We start from the raw sequence: 15,733 nt of genomic DNA, 5'->3' as shown, positions 1-15,733 counted from the left end.
CCTCAATCGTGATCGTTTCGTCATGCAGCCGTGCCGTGTGACGATCGGGCGATGGTCGACGCCGCAGCGCCACGCTCGTCACCGGGGGCCCAGGCGGCACCCGGCGGGTTGAGGCGGCTGCGTGCCGAGGCGGCCGGCGTCCTCCTGCGCAGGGTGGCCGGCCCGGACCCGACCGAGGCGCGCGACCGCATCCACCGCACCCCCGGTCCGCGCTGGTTCGCCCCCGACAGCGCGATCGCGCGCGTCCACGGCGACGCCTCGATGTTCGTCGGCGGGCTGCGCGCCCTGCTACTGCAGTCCCTGCACCCACGTGCCATGGCTGCCGTCGCCGCGCACTCCGGCTACCGCGGGGACCCGTGGGGCCGCCTCCAGCGCACCGCGACCTTCCTCGCGACCACGACCTTCGGCGTAGAGACCGACGCCGAGCAGGCCGTCGCCGTCGTCCGGGCCGTGCACGCCCGCGTGCGCGGGACCACCTCCCAGGGCGAGCCGTACGCGGCCTCCGAGCCCGAGCTCCTGAGGTGGGTGCACCTCGCCGAGACCGACAGCTTCCTGCTCGCGCACCAGCGACTCGGCCGCGAACCCCTCGACGCAGCCGGGTGCGACGAGTACGTGGCCCAGGCCGCCGTCGTCGGCCGGGCCCTCGGCGCGCCCGACCTGCCGACCACCCTCGCCGACCTCCACCGCCAGCTCGGTGCGTACCGGCCCGTGCTCGACGGGCGGCAGGAGGCGCGCGACGCCGCGCGGTTCCTCCTCGCGACGCCGCCGCTGCCGTGGGCCGCACGCCCCGCCTACTGGGCGCTCGCGCTCGCGGCCGTCGACCTCATGCCGCGCTGGTCCCGCGCCGAGCTCGGGCTGCCTGACGTGCCGCTCGTCGAGGCGACGCTGGGCAGGTCCGCAGGGCGCGCCGCAACCCGGGCGATCCGGTGGGCGCTGGACTCCGCACCCGTCGGTGCTCCCGACGCCGTCGAACAGACGGAGCCCGCCGACGCGCGCTGAACTGGCAGGATGTGGCAAACGGGTGAACCTGGCCCGAGACTGTGCACTGCGCGTGCCGACCCGCGCGCCATGCGCGCCGCGCCCGTGGCCCACCGACCGTCCGGTGCCCGGGCGTTCCCGACGACCGAAGGACGTGGCAGTGCCCCGTTCCACCGCAGCATCCCGTCCCGCCGCAGGATCCGCCCCCGCGCCCCGCTCCGCAGTCCCGCCGAGCACCGCGCCCGGGGCCCGCGGCCTGCGACGCGCCGTGCTCGCGGTCGTCACGAGCCTCGTGCTGACCGGGGCCGTCGCAGGGCTCGCCGCACCCGCTCACGGCGGGCCGGCGGAGGACCTCGTCGCGCTGCTCAACGCGGACCGTGCGGCCAACGGCCTCGGTCCCCTCACGTTGGACGCCTCCATGACCGGGGTCGCCGCGGCGTGGAGCCAGCACATGGCGGACACCGGGCAGATGTCGCACAACCCGGACTTCGCGGAGCAGATCCCGGCGGGGTGGTCGAGCGCCGGAGAGAACGTCGCCTACAACAAGCCCGCCGACGTGGCGAAGCTCCACGCGCAGTGGATGGACTCGGCGCCGCACCGCGCGAACATCCTCAACCCCGACTACACGCACGTGGGCATCGGGGTGGCCGAGGGCGGCGGGGCGGCATGGGGCACCCAGGTGTTCGCCGCCTACGGCGAGCCGCCCGCTGCCGCGCAGGTCGCACCCGCACCCGCACCGGCCCCGGCCCCGGCTCCGGCCCCGGCTCCCGCACCGGCGCCCGCTCCTGCGCCACCCGCACCCGAGCCCGCCGTGGAGCCGGCGCCCGGCACCCCGGCTCCCACACCCGTGCCCACCGCGGAGCCGACCGCCACCCCGAGCAGCGATGGCGACGGGGGTGCGGCGGCCGCCGCAGGGAAGGACGACGCGGGGACGGCAGCCGTCGCCCGCGACGCGCAGCCGGACGACGGCGTCGTGACGGGCCGGACCTACGGGCTCGCGCCGACGGTCGCCCTGGGGGCTGCGCTCGTGGTCGCGCTCATGGCCGCTGCGGCGGGAGCCCTGTGGCTGCGCCGTCGCCGTCGCGGGGGATCCACCGCCCCGTAGGGTGAGGCGGTGACCTCACCGGACGGGCCCGCCGAGCCCGCCCGCGCGCCGTCGCCGGCCCTGTCCATGAGAGGGCTCGTCAAGAGGTACGGCCGCACGGTCGCCGTCGCGGGCCTCGACCTCGACATCCCCGCGGGCTCCTTCTACGGCGTCGTCGGGCCCAACGGCGCAGGCAAGACGACCACGCTGTCCATGGCGACGGGCCTGCTGGTGCCCGACGCGGGCACGGTGCACGTGCACGGCGTCGACGTCTGGCGCCACCCGACCGCCGCCGCGCCGCTGCTCGGCGTGCTGCCCGACGGCCTGCGGGTCTTCGACCGCCTCACCGGGCCCGAGCTCATCAGCTACGCGGGGCTCCTGCGAGGCATGCCGCGCGGGGTCATCGAGGCGCGGCGCGACGACCTGCTGCGCGCGCTCGACCTGACGCCCGCCGGCGCGACGCTGGTCGCCGACTACTCGGCGGGGATGACCAAGAAGATCGCCCTCGCGTGCGCACTGGTCCACGCGCCGCGCGTCCTCGTCCTCGACGAGCCCTTCGAGGCGGTCGACCCGGTCTCCGCGACGGCGATCCGCCGGATCCTCCAGGGCTTCGTGGCGGCCGGTGGGACCGTCGTGCTCTCGAGCCACGTGATGGCGCTCGTCGAGCGCATGTGCGACCACGTCGCCGTCGTCGCGGGCGGGCGCGTGCTCGCGGCCGGCACCCTCGACGCGGTCAGGGCGGGGCAGGACCTCGAGCAGCGGTTCGTCGGGCTCATCGGCGGCGAGCAGGCGGACCCGGAGCTGACGTGGTTGCGACCGTCGTCCGACTGAGGGCCCGCATCCTTCGTCACACCCTCGCGCGCGAGACGTGGCGGCTCGTCGTCCTGATCGCAGGCGCGCTGTGGGCGTTGAGCATGCTGCCGTCCGTCGCAGGCGGCATGGTGTGGCTCTCGGGGCAGCCCGCCGAGGTCGCGCACGACGTCCTCGTCGTCGGCGGCGCCCTGCTCGTCGTCGGCTGGACCGTTGTCCCCGTGCTCATCCCGGGGCTCGACGACGCGCTCGACATCGACCGCTTCGCGACGTTCGGCGTCCCTGTGCGCCGGCTCGTCCCCGGGCTCCTGGCCGCGTCGTTCCTCGGGGTCCCGACGCTCTTCACGACGCTCGTCTGCTTCGCGCCCGTCCTCGCCTGGTCCGGGCACGCCCCGGCCGGCGCGCTCACCGCCGCGGTCGCCGCGCCCCTCGCGCTCGCCCCGTGCCTGCTCGGGGCGCGCCTGAGCACGGGGCTCATGGCGAGGCTCCTGGGGTCGCGCCGCTCACGTGAGCTCGGCGCCGTCGGCGGCCTGCTCGTCGTCGGCGCCGTCGTGCCGGGCGTGGTTGCCGTCGGTGCGCTGGGCATCGAGGGCGCGCTCGAACGCGTGCCGGCCGTCGCGACCGTGCTCGGCTGGACGCCGCTGGGCCTCGCGTGGGCGGCGCCGGCAGCCGTGGTCCAGGGCGACGTCGCCGGGGGAGTGCTGCGCCTCGTGCTCGCCGCAGGCTGGGCGGTCGTGGGTGTGCTCGCGTGGATGCTGCTCCTGCGCCGCGCGCTCGTGAGCCCGCCGGCGCGGGGCGGGGAGGTGCGCCGGCGTGCGGACTCCGTGCTGCCCGCGCGGGACCTCGTGGGACGCCCCGGGCTCGTCGCCGCGCGTGCCGTCTCGCGCCGGGCGCTGCGGTACTGGGGGTCGGACCCGCGCTACGTCAACGCCCTGCTCGGCGCCGTCGTCGCGCCCGTCGCGATCGTCCTGCTCGTCGCGACTGTGGTCGACGCGCCCGCGGCCGTGGCGCTGAGCATGGGACCGCTCATGGCCGGCAGCGTGGGCTGGGGGCGGCACAACGACGTCGCGTACGACGGCTCGGCGTTCTGGATGCACGTCAGCGCGCGGGTCCCGGGGTGGGCGGACCGCCTGGGGCGTGCCGCCGCGACCCTCACCTGGGGGCTGCCGCTGACCGTCGTGGTGAGCCTCGCGGGTGCGTGGGTCGCGGGCCGCCCGGACCTCGGTGCCGCGGCCGTGGGGGCGGCGCTCGGGGTGCTCGGCGCGGGCCTGGGCGTCTCGGCCGTGTTCAGCACGGTGCTGCCCTACCCCGTGGCGGAGGCGGGCGCGAGCCCCTTCGTGACGCCGAGCGGGTCGGTCGGCGCGAGCATGGTCGCCCAGGTCGTCACCTCGGCCGCGACGGCCGCGCTGTCCCTGCCCGTGCTCGTGGCGTACGGCGCGACGCTCTGGTGGAACCCTGCGCTCGCGCCCGTGACGTTGGTGCTGGGCGTGCTCGGGGGAGCGGGGGTGCTGCTCGGCGGGGTCCGGGTCGGTGGCCGCATCTTCGACGGGCGTGCGCCGCGGGTCCTGGCGCGGCTGCGCTGACCTGCGCGCTCTACCTGCGCTCTACCTGCGGGTCACGATGTGGTCACGGTCACACGTGGATCCTTGACGTGTGATTTGTAAGGAAGGTCTACTAACAAACGTGACGGCGACGACGCATCGGCAGGGGTGGGGCAAGGCCCTGCGCCCCACCGAGAAGGTGCTGCCCGAGCACGCACGCGCCCACCACCGGTCGATGGTCCTCCAGCACCTCTTCCACGCCGGCCCACGGTCGCGCGCCGACCTCGCCCGGGCCACCGGGCTCACGCGCGTCACCGTCTCCGACCTCGTCGGGGCACTCGTCACCGAGGGGCTCGTCACCGAGCTCGGCGCGCGCCAGGAGGGGAAGGTCGGCAAGCCGGCGAGTCTCGTCGCGCTCGACACCTCCGCCTTCCAGATCGTCGCCGTCGACCTGGCCGACGACGAGCGCATGCACGGCGCGGTCCTCGACCTCGCCGGCGCCGTGGTCGAGCGACGCTCAGCGACCCACGACGGCCGCACGGGCCAGGCCGCCGTCGACGCCCTCCTCGCGTTCTGCCAGGAGCTCGCCGCCGCCGCGACGCGCCCGCTGCTCGGCGTCGGCGTCGGCTCGCCCGGTGTCATCGACGCCCACGGCACCGTCGTCGAGGCGCCCAACCGCGGCTGGTTCGACGTCCCGCTCGCCGCGACCCTCAGCGACGCCCTGGGCGTCCCCGTCCACGTCGCGAACGACGCGAACACCGCCGTGCTCGGCGAGTTCACGTTCGGCGGCGCGTCCGGGAGCCTGCTCGTCCTCACCGTCGGTGAGGGCGTCGGTGCAGGGATCGTCCTCGACGGCGCCCTGGTCCAGGGCGCGCGCCACGCCGCCGGCGAGCTCGGCCACGTCACCGCCGTCGACGAGCGGGACGACGTCGAGCACGCACCCCTCGGCCCCGCGCAGCCCTGCGCGTGCGGGCGCCGGGGATGCCTCGAGACCGTGCTCGCGGTGCCCGCACTGCGGCGCCGCATCGCCGGTCTCGACCCCGCAGCAGCCGACGCCGCACTGGCGTCGGTCGGCCATCGCCTGGGCATCGTCCTGGCGCCGGTCATCAGTGCGCTGAACCTCTCCGAGGTGGTGTTCAGCGGTCCCGCCGAGCTCCTCGACGGCCCCCTGCGCGACGCTGCGCTGGCTGCCGTGCGGGAGCGCACCATGCCCGTCATCAGCAGCGACCTCGAGCTGCGGATGACATCGCTGGGCGAGGACGGAGCCCTGTCCGGGGCCGCCGTGCTCGTGCTGTCCGGTCAGCTCGGGGTCACGTGACGACCCCGAGCCGACCAGCCCGCAAGTCGGGAAACGCAACCCTGTGGCGACGCTGTCCGGCGCCGCCTGTGCAACGGGAAGGAACCCCAACGTGAGAATCGTACGGAACGGAGCCGTGGCCCTCACCGCCACCGCCCTGCTCGCCCTCACCGCCTGCAGCGGCGACGCCGACACGCCTGACACCCAGGACGACGCCGCGGGCGACGCCACCGAGATCCGTCTGTGGCTCAACGGGACCGACACCCCCGACGAGCTCCGCGAGTACCTGGTCGACACGTTCGCCGCCGAGAACGACGGTGCGACGCTCGTCATCGAGGAGCAGGACTGGAACGGCCTCGTGCCGCGCCTGCAGACGGCCCTCACCTCCGAGGAGCAGACGCCCGACGTCGTCGAGATCGGCAACACGCAGGCGCCGACCTTCACCTACGCCGGAGCGTTCTCCGACGTCAGCGACCTCTACGCGGAGCTCGGTGGCGACACCCTGCTCCAGGGCTTCGTCGAGGCCGGGTCCGCCGACGGCAAGGTCTACGCCCTGCCGTACTACTCCGGTGCCCGCGCGGTCTTCTACCGCAAGGACCTCTTCGCTGCCGCCGGCGTCGAGGTGCCGACGACGCTCGAGGAGTTCGCGCAGGCCGCGACGACCCTCCAGGCCGCCAACCCGGCCGGGACGCCCAACTTCTCCGGCTTCTGGTTCCCCGGCCAGGACTGGTACAACGGCACCGCCTGGGTCTACACCTACGGCGGCGACCTCGCCGTGCAGGACGGCGACGCGTGGGCCGGCGCGCTGTCCAGCCCCGAGTCGCAGGAGGGCCTCGCACAGGTCCAGAAGCTCTTCACCGAGGGGACGAACGCGCCCCAGGACGCCGACTCCAACGAGCCGTGGGTCCCGTTCAACAACGGCGAGTCGGCGATGTTCTCCGCGCCGACGTGGGCGCGCTGGAGCATCGACCTGCCCGAGTGCAACAAGGGCGTGGACCCCGAGGACGAGTCCGAGGAGGCCAAGGCCCTGCGCGCCGAGCAGCAGGCGTGCAACGAGGAGAAGACCGGTGTCTTCCCCCTGCCCGGCCTCACGGCCGACGAGCCGGCCACGGTGTTCGCGGGCGGCTCCAACATCGCCATCCCCGCGAAGTCGCAGAACCAGGAGCTCGCCCGGAGCCTCATGCGGATCATCTTCAGCGAGGACTACCAGACGATGCTCGCCGAGAACGGGCTCATCCCGGCGAACACCGAGTACGCGTCGGCCATGGGTGACGACGTGTACGCGACGGCCGCGATCGACGCGGCCCTCGGCGCCAAGCTGACGCCCGCCGCCGAGAAGTGGGCGGACGTCGAGGGGGCGCGCATCCTGGAGGACTTCTTCCAGCAGATCGCGTCCGGAGCGGACATCGCGGAGGCGTCGGCCGAGGCCGACCAGCTCATCGCCGACACGCTCAACTGACCCGTACGGGACCGGGGGCGTGGCACACCCCCCGCCGCGCCCCCGGACCCGTACGCCCGAGCTCACTGGAGCCCTCATGCCCACGTCCCACCCCGCGGCGGACGCCGGGGCAGCACCCGCCGAACCCGCCGTCCCCGCCGTGCCCGGGGGGCCCGCAGGTCCCGGGTCGCCCGCGTCGGCCCAGGTCGTCGCACCCGTCGGGAGCGCCCCCGGGCAGCCACCCGCCGCAGCCGCCCACCCGCGCGGGGCGGCCCGCCGTCGGCCCCTGCGCAGCCGTCTGCGCGTCTACCTGCTGCTCATCCCCGCGATCGTGCCCATCGCCGTCGGCCTCGGCTACCCGCTCGTGCGGCAGCTCGTGCTCTCCTTCCAGGAGTACGGGCTCGCGCAGCAGTTCGGCCGACCCGCCGAGTGGGTGGGTCTCGACAACTACGTGACCCTCCTGACGGACCCCTACGTGTGGACCGTCATCGCGCGGTCCGTCGCGTTCTGCCTCGTCAACGCGGCACTCACCATGGCCATCGGCATGGGCCTCGCGGTCCTCATGGCCAAGGTCGGGCGCGCGGCGCGCATGACGCTCCAGGTCGGCATGCTGCTCGCCTGGGGCACGCCCGTGCTGGCGACCATGACCATCTGGCAGTGGCTCTTCGACTCCCAGTACGGCGTGATCAACTGGCTCCTCGCCGAGCCCCTCGGCATGGACGGGCTGCGCTACCACTCGTGGCTCATCGACCCCCTGTCGTTCTACGCGGTGGCCACCGTGATCGTCGTCTGGATGTCCGTCCCGTTCGTCGTGTTCACGGTCTACGCGGGACTCCTCCAGGTGCCGGCCGAGACCATGGAGGCCGCCCAGCTCGACGGCGCCAACGCCCGCCAGCGGTTCTGGCTCATCACGATCCCGATGGTCAAGCCCGTCCTGTTCGTCGTCGCGCTGCTCCAGATCATCTGGGACCTGCGCGTCTTCACGCAGATCTACGTGCTCCAGCGGGCCGGTGCCCCCACCAGGGAGACGCACCTGCTCGGCACGTACATCTACTCGCTCGCCAAGGAGTTCTCGATGGCCGGGGCGATGGCCACGATCATGCTCGCGCTCACGCTCGCCCTGACCGCGTTCTACATCCGACGCATGCTGCGCGAGGAGGAGCTGTGAGCGCAACGACCCACCCCACCGGCCGGGCCCTGCGTGGTGCGACCCCGGACGGTCGACCTCCGCGGGCGGCGTCGGGCGCCTCCAGGCCGGGCACGGTAGGTGCCGCCGTCCGGCGCTGGCTGCTGGGCTCCCTCGCGGTGCTCGTCGCCGTCGTCTGGGTGTTCCCGATCTACTGGATGATCCAGAGCGCATTCCTGCCGACGAACCGGCTCCGCACCCCGGAGCCGACGTTCTTCCCGGTGGACGGCACGCTGTCGAACTTCCGCCGGGTGCTCGCCGACCCGACGTTCTTCGCGTCGTTCCGGGTGTCCCTGGGCGTGACGGCCGTGACCCTCGTGGCGGCGATCGTGTTCGCGTTCCTCGCGGCGCTCGCCGTGAGCCGGTTCCGGTTCCGCGGGCGCAAGTCGTTCATCGTGACCATCCTGGTCGTCCAGATGATCCCGGCCGAGGGCCTGTTCATCTCCCAGTACCAGATGCTCGACGGGTGGCGCCTCGTCAACACCATCGCCGGCCTGTCGATCGTGTACGTGGCGGCCATCCTGCCGTTCACCATCTGGATGCTGCGGGGCTTCGTCACCGGGGTCCCGATCGACCTCGAGGAGGCCGGCATGGTCGACGGGCTCTCCCGGACGGGCGCGTTCTTCCGCATCACGTTCCCGCTGCTCGCCCCCGGCCTCGTCGCGTCCGGCGTCTACGGGTTCCTCCAGGCGTGGAACGAGTACACCCTCGCGCTCGTCGTCATGACGGACCCGGCGCAGCGCACGCTGCCGCTGTGGCTCCAGGGCCTCGTCGAGGCGAACCGGGCCACGGACTGGGGCGTCGTCATGGCCGGTGCCACGCTCATCGCCGTGCCCGTGATCCTGTTCTTCCTCTTCGTGCAGAACAAGATGACCGCCGGTCTCGTCGCCGGGGCGGTGAAGGGCTGATGCCGGTGCACGGCGCGGGCCTCACCGGCGGGCATGCCGGCGGCCCCGGCCGCTGGTGGGTGGGGCTCGACATCGGCGGCACCAAGGTGCAGGGCGTGCTGCTCGACGCCGCCGCCGTGACCCGCGGGGCGGCGAGACGCGCGAGCGTCGGCGGCATCGACGGCGTCGTCGAGTCGGCGGCTCGGACCGTCGAGGAGCTGTGCGCCGCGCGGGGCATCGAGCTGGCCGACCTCGCCGGCGTCGGCGCCGGCGTGCCCGGCCTCGTCGAGCCCGCGACAGGGATCGTGTCCCACGCGGTCAACCTCGGCATCGACGATGACGTCCCGCTCGGCGCGCGCCTGTCGGCCCGGCTCGGCGGAGTCCCCGTCGACGTCGAGAACGACCTGAACGTGGCCGCGCTCGGCGCCGCCCGCGTGCTCGAGCTGCGCGGCGACCTCGCCTACCTGGCGCTCGGCACCGGTGTCGCGGCAGGCCTCGTCCTCGACGGCCGGCTGCGCCGCGGACGCTTCGGCGCCGCCGGGGAGATCGGCCACCTCCCGTACGTGCCCGACGGCGCACCGTGCCCCTGCGGGCAGCGCGGCTGCCTCGAGCTGTACGCCTCAGGGTCGGCGCTCGACGCCGCCTGGCCCAGCCGCGGTCGCCCCTCACCCGTCGAGGTGTTCGACGCCGCGGCCGCCGGCGACCCCACGGCCGTCGCCGTGCGCGACCGGTTCGTCGACGCCGTGGCGGCCGCCGTCCGGCTCCTCGTGCTGACCTGCGACCCCGAGCACGTGCTCCTCGGCGGTGGCGTCAGCGGGGTCGGGACGCCCCTGCTCGACGCCGTGGTGGGTACGGTTGCGGCGGAGGCCGACCGGTCGCCGTTCCTGCGGCGCCTGCGCGTCGCGGACCGGCTCGCGCTCGTCCCCGCCGGAGCCCTCGTCGCACCCATCGGTGCGGCACTGACCGTCCGCGAGGGCGGACCCGTTCGAGACACCACGGAGGCAGTCGCATGGAGGTCGTGATCCACCCGTCCAGCCAGTACCTGGCAGGACTGGCCGCGGACGCAGTCGAGCAGCTGCTGCGCAGCAAGCCCGACGCGGTCCTCGGCCTCGCGACCGGGTCCAGCCCGCTCGCCGTGTACGACGAGCTCGTGCGGCGGCACACCGAGTCGGGCCTGTCCTTCGCCCGCGCGCGGGGATTCCTCCTCGACGAGTACGTGGGCCTTCCCGCCGACCACCCCGAGGGCTACCGGAACGTCATCGAGCGTGAGCTGGTCTCCCGCGTCGACTTCGCCCCCGGCTCCGTTCAGGCACCCGCGGGCGGGGCGGAGGACCTCATCGCGGCGTGCGCGGCGTACGAGCGCTCGATGGCCGACGCCGGCGGCGTCGACCTCCAGATCCTCGGCATCGGCACCGACGGGCACGTCGCGTTCAACGAGCCCGGTTCGTCCCTCGCGTCCCGCACCCGCGTCAAGACGCTCACCGAGCAGACGCGGCAGGACAACGCCCGCTTCTTCGCGGGCGACGTCGAGGCCGTGCCCCGCCACGTCCTCACCCAGGGCCTCGGCACGATCATGGGCGCCCGGCACCTCGTGCTCGTCGCGACCGGCCGCGCCAAGGCCGAGGCCGTGCACCAGCTCGTCGAGGGTCCCGTGAGCGCCCTGTGGCCCGCGACGGTGCTCCAGCACCACCCGCACGTGACCGTCCTGCTCGACGAGGGTGCCGCGAGCCGCCTCCAGCTCGCCGACTACTACCGCCAGACCTGGAGCCACAAGCCCGCCTGGCAAGGCCTCTAGCCCGACCGCCGACGGGAGCCCCGCGCCGGCCCGGCGCCGGGCTCCCAGCCGCGCTCCGACGAGCCCGCCACGCCCCGCGTGCCCTAGCCCGCGCCCCGCGCGCCCTGGCCCCCGCGCCGCGCGCCCCGGCCCCCGCGCGGCGCCACCGCCCCGCACCCCCGCCCGCACCCCCGCCCCGGACGTCGAGGTCGACACTTCCTGCTGAGGTCGACACTCCGGCGTGTCGACCTCAGCAGGAAGTGTCGACCTCAGCGGTCGGGCGGGGTGGGGAGGGAGCGCGCCGACGGCGGCGTGGGGCCGGCGGTGCGATCCGTGTCCGGGCGGTCGACGCGGTGACGTGCCGAGGCCACAGCCCCGTCGACGTCGTCCACAGGCCCGGCGGACACCCGGCCGGCGTGCGCTGAAGGTGGGAGACCCTCGCGGCATGGCGCCGTCCGACAGGTCCTCTGCTGGCCCCTCGCCGTCATCGTGCTCCGCGACCGGCGGGTGTGGGGATCAGTCCGCGGCTTCGTCGCGGGCGCACACGAGCTCGCTGCCACCCGGATCCGCGGTCGCGCAGCCACGAGAGCGGCCGGGGCAGCCGCCCGGCGGTGCCGCATCGACCCGCGCAGCGACGACTGCGCAGCTCGTCACCCGTGGGCCGGACGGCGTGGTGTCGCGGGCTGCGCAGCTGTCGGACGCGCCCGCCGTGCTGCTGGCCCGCGACGTCGACCCGGCTGACCTCCGCCGGAGGCGCACCGCCCAGGCTGTTCGGCAGCTGCGCCGCGGGGCGTACGTCGCAGCTGCCGACCTGGCTGGCGACAACCGGGCGGGCGGCCAGCTCACACTCGCGACGATCGAAGCGGTGCATCAGCAGCTGCGCATCCCCTTCGTGTTCAGCCACGAGTCGGCCGCGCTGGTGTGGGGCTGCGCTGTGTGGCCGACGCCCACACGGACCCACATCATCCAGGCGGACCGGCCCAACCGCCGCGGCGACCCGCAGCTCGTGCGCCACCACGGCCTGCCGCCGTCGAACGAGCGAACCGTGGTGGCCGGGCTACCGGTGACGACCCTCGAGCGCACCGTGATCGACTGTGCGGCGGCGATCGCTCCGGATCGGGCGCTGGTCATCGCCGACGGAGCCCTGCGTCGCGGCGCCGACCGCGACCGCATGGTGCGACTCATGGACCTGCGTGCCGGACACCGCGGCATACGCCGTGCGCGCCTGGTCGTGGAGCTCGCGGATGCCGGCGCCGAGTCGCCGGGGGAGTCGCTGACGCGATGGGTCCTTGCTTCGGCGGGGTTCGACGCGGTCAAGACGCAGGTTCCTGTGGTGACGAGGCTCGGTGTCTTCCGGATCGACCTCGGCCTCGTCGCTGCGCGCCTGGCCATCGAGTTCGACGGATTCGTCAAGTACTCCGGCGCACTCGGATCGACGGCACCGGAGGCGGTGTTCGCAGAGAAGCGGCGACAGGACGCGCTAGAGGAAGCAGGGTGGATGGTCCTGCGCGTCACCTGGTCCGACCTGCGGGATCCCGACGCACTCGTGCGTCGCGTCCGGTCCGCGTGCCGCCGCGCGGCGCAGCGGCAGGGGGCTGAGTCGCTCCCCAAGCCCGGATCCCGTCCGTCCCGTCGCCCGGGCCCCTCCGAATCCCGGGACGTCGGCCTTTCGCCCGTCGCCCGGACCCGTGAGGGTCCGCGGGACCTCGGCCGTCCGTCCGTTGCCCGGACCCGCCCGTGACCCAGTCCACCGGTCCCGCCCTCCGCCTGTCGCTGAGGTCGACATCTCGCGTCGAGGTCGACACGCTGGAGTGTCGACCTCGACGCGGAATGTCGACCTCGATGATCGGGCGGCGTGCCGGGCGTGCCGGGCGTGCCGGGCGTGCCGGCGTGCCGGGCGTGCCGGGTGGCTGGGCCGACGGTGCCGGGCCGGTGGCGGGGCAGAGCGGTAAGGCTCGGGGTGCGCCGCGGGAGCGTCGGTGGGGCGACGTAGACTCGTCGGCATGAGCGAGCCGATGCCCCCAGCGACCGGTCCGGACGATCCGTACGGGTCTCCAGGTGGCGCGGGGACCTCGACGAGCGTCATCGAGCGCACCGAGCTCCGGGAGGAGATCGAGCCCGGCGACCACGAGCGGTTCGCGCACTACGTGCGCAAGGAGAAGATCCTCAGCTCGGCCCTCTCGGGCACCCCCGTCGTCGCGCTGTGCGGCAAGGTGTGGGTGCCGGGTCGAGACCCGAACAAGTTCCCCGTGTGCCCCATCTGCAAGGAGATCTACGACGGGCTGCGTGAGCCGCAGGACGGCGACGGGGCCAACGGCTCCGGAGGATCCGGCGGGCCCGGTGGCCCGGGCGGTCCCGGCGCCGGTGGTCCCGGCAGCACCGGCGGACGGTGAGCCCGCACAGCAACGCGGCACGGCAGTCGTTCACCCCGGAGGTCACCGGGGCGCACTCCGCTGTGCACGCGCCATCCCCTGCTGCCGCATCGCACCTCCCGCCGGCCTTCCCGGGGCGTGCGCCGTGGGGTACCGCCAACAAGCTGCGCGCCTGGCAGGCGGCCGCGCTCGCGACCTACGACGCACGTGAACCGCGGGACTTCCTGGCCGTCGCGACACCGGGCGCGGGCAAGACGACCTTCGCGCTGCGTGTCGCGACGGACCTGCTCGAGCGGGGCATCGTGCGGCGCGTCACGGTCGTCGCCCCCACCGAGCACCTCAAGCGCCAGTGGGCCGACGCGGCGGCACGGGTCGGGGTCCACCTCGACCCGAACTTCCGCAACAGCCAGGGCCGCCACGGCGCGGGCTTCCACGGCGTCGCACTGACCTACGCGCAGGTCGCGACCAAGCCCGCCCTGCACGCGGCTCGGACGACCGCGGCGCCCACCCTCGTCATCCTCGACGAGGTCCACCACGGAGGCGACGCGCTGTCCTGGGGCGACGCCGTGCGTGAGGCGTTCAGCGGCGCGACCCGCCGCCTCGCGCTCACGGGCACGCCATTCCGCTCCGACACGGCCCCGATCCCGTTCGTCACGTACGCGCCCGACCAGCACGGGATCCGTCGCTCGCTCGCCGACTACACGTACGGGTACGGCGACGCGCTCCGCGACGGCGTCGTGCGGCCCGTGATCTTCCTGTCCTACAGCGGTCACATGCGCTGGCGCACGCGCGCCGGCGACGAGGTCAGTGCCCGCCTCGGTGAGGCCATGACCAAGGACCTGACCGCGCAGGCGTGGCGCACGGCGCTCGACCCACAGGGCGAGTGGATCCCGTCGGTCCTCGCCGCGGCCGACCGGCGCCTGTCCGAGGTGCGCCGCTCGGTACCGGACGCGGGTGGGCTGGTGATCGCGACCGACCAGGCCGACGCGCGCGCCTACGCCGGGCACCTGCGCCGCATCACCGGGGAGTCGGCCACGATCGTGCTGTCCGACGACGACGGCGCCTCCGACCGCATCGAGTCGTTCTCGGCGGGCGACTCACGCTGGATGGTCGCCGTCCGCATGGTCTCCGAGGGCGTCGACGTACCGCGGCTCGCCGTCGGTGTGTACGCGACGTCGACCGCGACGCCCCTGTTCTTCGCGCAGGCGGTCGGGCGCTTCGTCCGGGTCCGACGCCGCGGCGAGACCGCCTCCGTGTTCCTCCCGAGCGTCCCGCAGCTCCTCGAGCTCGCCGCGACGCTCGAGCTCGAGCGCGACCACGCGCTCGACCGCCCCGCGACGGACGAGGCCGAGTACGACCCCGAGGCAGGGCTCCTCGCCGACGCGAACCGAAGCGCCGACGGGCCGGACGCCGTCGGGTCCGACGGCGTCGCAGGGACCTTCCAGGCCCTCGACGCGCAGGCCACGTTCGACCGCGTGCTGTTCGACGGCGGCGAGTTCGGCACGGGTGCGGAGGTCGGCTCCGACGAGGAGCAGGACTTCCTCGGGCTCCCCGGCCTGCTCGACGCCGATCAGGTCACGCTCCTGCTCCGCCAGCGCCAGGCCGACCAGGTGTCCAACCGGGCGGCGCGCGCCCCTGCCGTCGACCACCGCAAGCTCACGGAGCTGCGCAAGGAGCTCAACGCGCTCGTCGGCGCGTGGTCGCGACGCAGCGGGCAGCCGCACGGAACCGTCCACACGGAGCTGCGGCGTCGCTGCGGGGGACCCGAGGTCGCCCTCGCGAGCGCGGAACAGCTCGAGGCGCGTGCCGCGATGCTCCGCAACTGGTTCGTCGGACGGCGCTGACGCGCCACCGCACAGCGCTGACGTGGCCCATCGCCGTGCGCTGACGTGCCCCATCGCACGGCGCTGACGCACGCCACCGCACAGCGCCAACGGCCCCACCGCATGGCGCTGACGCGCCCCGCCGCACAGCGCTGACGCGCCCCGCCGCACGGCGCTGACCAGCCCTTCGGCATCCTCGCTTACCAGATCAGGGCCCTGTGCGCCCGTTCTCGCTCCGGATGCGCGCACCCACGAGTGCTGCCACCGTTGAGCACAAGAGACACCGTCCGGTACCCCTCCGGACGGCGCATCGGAAGGAGCCCTACATGCCTACCTGGCTGATCATCCTGCTTGTCGGCGTCGTCCTGCTGATCCTCGGCGTCGCCGTCGAGGCCGCCAAGTTCCTCATCTGGCTCGGCATCATCGTGCTCGTCGTGAGCCTCATCCTGGGCCTCGTCGGCCGCGGCAAGGCCCGCGTGTAGCGGCACCACCCCGGCGTACCGACGCCCGGGACCTGCGGACAGCTCCGCGGGCCCCGGGCGT

14 protein-coding genes are annotated in these 15,733 nt (G+C 74.4%); all 14 read left to right on the top strand.

The window, feature by feature from the left end; all coding sequences use genetic code 11:
• The first annotated feature begins 51 nt into the window (after positions 1 to 51).
• The 14 genes from FZ988_RS00970 (at position 52) to FZ988_RS18380 (ending at position 15,672) form a co-directional block, all read left to right on the top strand.
• On the top strand, positions 52 to 999 hold the full coding sequence (locus FZ988_RS00970) for an oxygenase MpaB family protein (protein WP_149202134.1): 948 nt from the start codon (positions 52 to 54) through the stop codon (positions 997 to 999).
• A gap of 139 nt (positions 1,000 to 1,138) precedes the next feature.
• Entirely contained in the window at positions 1,139 to 2,083 is a 945-nt protein-coding gene (locus tag FZ988_RS18385) for a CAP domain-containing protein (protein WP_188078921.1), read from the top strand.
• A 9-nt stretch (positions 2,084 to 2,092) separates the two neighbouring features.
• Positions 2,093 to 2,893 carry an ABC transporter ATP-binding protein gene (locus FZ988_RS00955; RefSeq protein WP_425457923.1) on the top strand — a complete coding sequence of 267 codons (801 nt, stop codon included), beginning with the start codon at positions 2,093 to 2,095 and terminating at the stop codon, positions 2,891 to 2,893.
• Positions 2,869 to 4,455, top strand: a complete 1,587-nt coding sequence (locus FZ988_RS00950; protein WP_149202132.1) for a hypothetical protein — start codon at positions 2,869 to 2,871, stop codon at positions 4,453 to 4,455. The genes FZ988_RS00955 and FZ988_RS00950 overlap by 25 nt, the downstream gene beginning before the upstream one ends.
• Positions 4,456 to 4,555: 100 nt before the next feature.
• Complete coding sequence (locus FZ988_RS00945) at positions 4,556 to 5,731, top strand: ROK family transcriptional regulator (RefSeq protein WP_246169065.1); 1,176 nt, start codon at positions 4,556 to 4,558, stop codon at positions 5,729 to 5,731.
• A gap of 91 nt (positions 5,732 to 5,822) precedes the next feature.
• Positions 5,823 to 7,169, top strand: a complete 1,347-nt coding sequence (locus tag FZ988_RS00940; protein ID WP_149202131.1) for an extracellular solute-binding protein — start codon at positions 5,823 to 5,825, stop codon at positions 7,167 to 7,169.
• Between the two features lie 76 nt (positions 7,170 to 7,245).
• Complete coding sequence (locus FZ988_RS00935; protein ID WP_149202130.1) at positions 7,246 to 8,316, top strand: carbohydrate ABC transporter permease; 1,071 nt, start codon at positions 7,246 to 7,248, stop codon at positions 8,314 to 8,316.
• On the top strand, positions 8,313 to 9,242 hold the full coding sequence (locus FZ988_RS00930; protein WP_425457921.1) for a carbohydrate ABC transporter permease: 930 nt from the start codon (positions 8,313 to 8,315) through the stop codon (positions 9,240 to 9,242). Before FZ988_RS00935 ends, FZ988_RS00930 begins: the two co-directional genes overlap by 4 nt.
• Positions 9,242 to 10,243 (top strand): ROK family protein, encoded by a 1,002-nt coding sequence (locus FZ988_RS00925; RefSeq protein WP_149202129.1) that lies wholly within the window; start codon positions 9,242 to 9,244, stop codon positions 10,241 to 10,243. The genes FZ988_RS00930 and FZ988_RS00925 overlap by 1 nt, the downstream gene beginning before the upstream one ends.
• The gene (gene nagB, locus FZ988_RS00920; RefSeq protein WP_149202128.1) at positions 10,231 to 11,016 is read left to right on the top strand and encodes a glucosamine-6-phosphate deaminase; all 786 of its coding nucleotides are present in this window, start codon (positions 10,231 to 10,233) and stop codon (positions 11,014 to 11,016) included. The genes FZ988_RS00925 and nagB overlap by 13 nt, the downstream gene beginning before the upstream one ends.
• 844 nt (positions 11,017 to 11,860) lie before the next feature.
• Entirely contained in the window at positions 11,861 to 12,736 is an 876-nt protein-coding gene (locus FZ988_RS00915) for a hypothetical protein (RefSeq protein WP_149202127.1), read from the top strand.
• A gap of 262 nt (positions 12,737 to 12,998) precedes the next feature.
• On the top strand, positions 12,999 to 13,388 hold the full coding sequence (locus tag FZ988_RS00910) for a DUF3039 domain-containing protein (RefSeq protein WP_149202126.1): 390 nt from the start codon (positions 12,999 to 13,001) through the stop codon (positions 13,386 to 13,388).
• A 62-nt stretch (positions 13,389 to 13,450) separates the two neighbouring features.
• The gene (locus tag FZ988_RS00905; RefSeq protein WP_246169146.1) at positions 13,451 to 15,211 is read left to right on the top strand and encodes a DEAD/DEAH box helicase; all 1,761 of its coding nucleotides are present in this window, start codon (positions 13,451 to 13,453) and stop codon (positions 15,209 to 15,211) included.
• 305 nt (positions 15,212 to 15,516) lie between these two features.
• Positions 15,517 to 15,672 (top strand): hypothetical protein, encoded by a 156-nt coding sequence (locus FZ988_RS18380; RefSeq protein WP_188078920.1) that lies wholly within the window; start codon positions 15,517 to 15,519, stop codon positions 15,670 to 15,672.
• The last annotated feature ends 61 nt before the right edge of the window (positions 15,673 to 15,733 follow it).

Source organism: Actinotalea subterranea (genome assembly GCF_008364845.1).
Classification (GTDB): Bacteria; Actinomycetota; Actinomycetes; order Actinomycetales; family Cellulomonadaceae; genus Actinotalea; species Actinotalea subterranea.
Note: the sequence above shows the minus strand (reverse complement) of the source record. Positions and strands in the feature narration are given on the sequence as shown.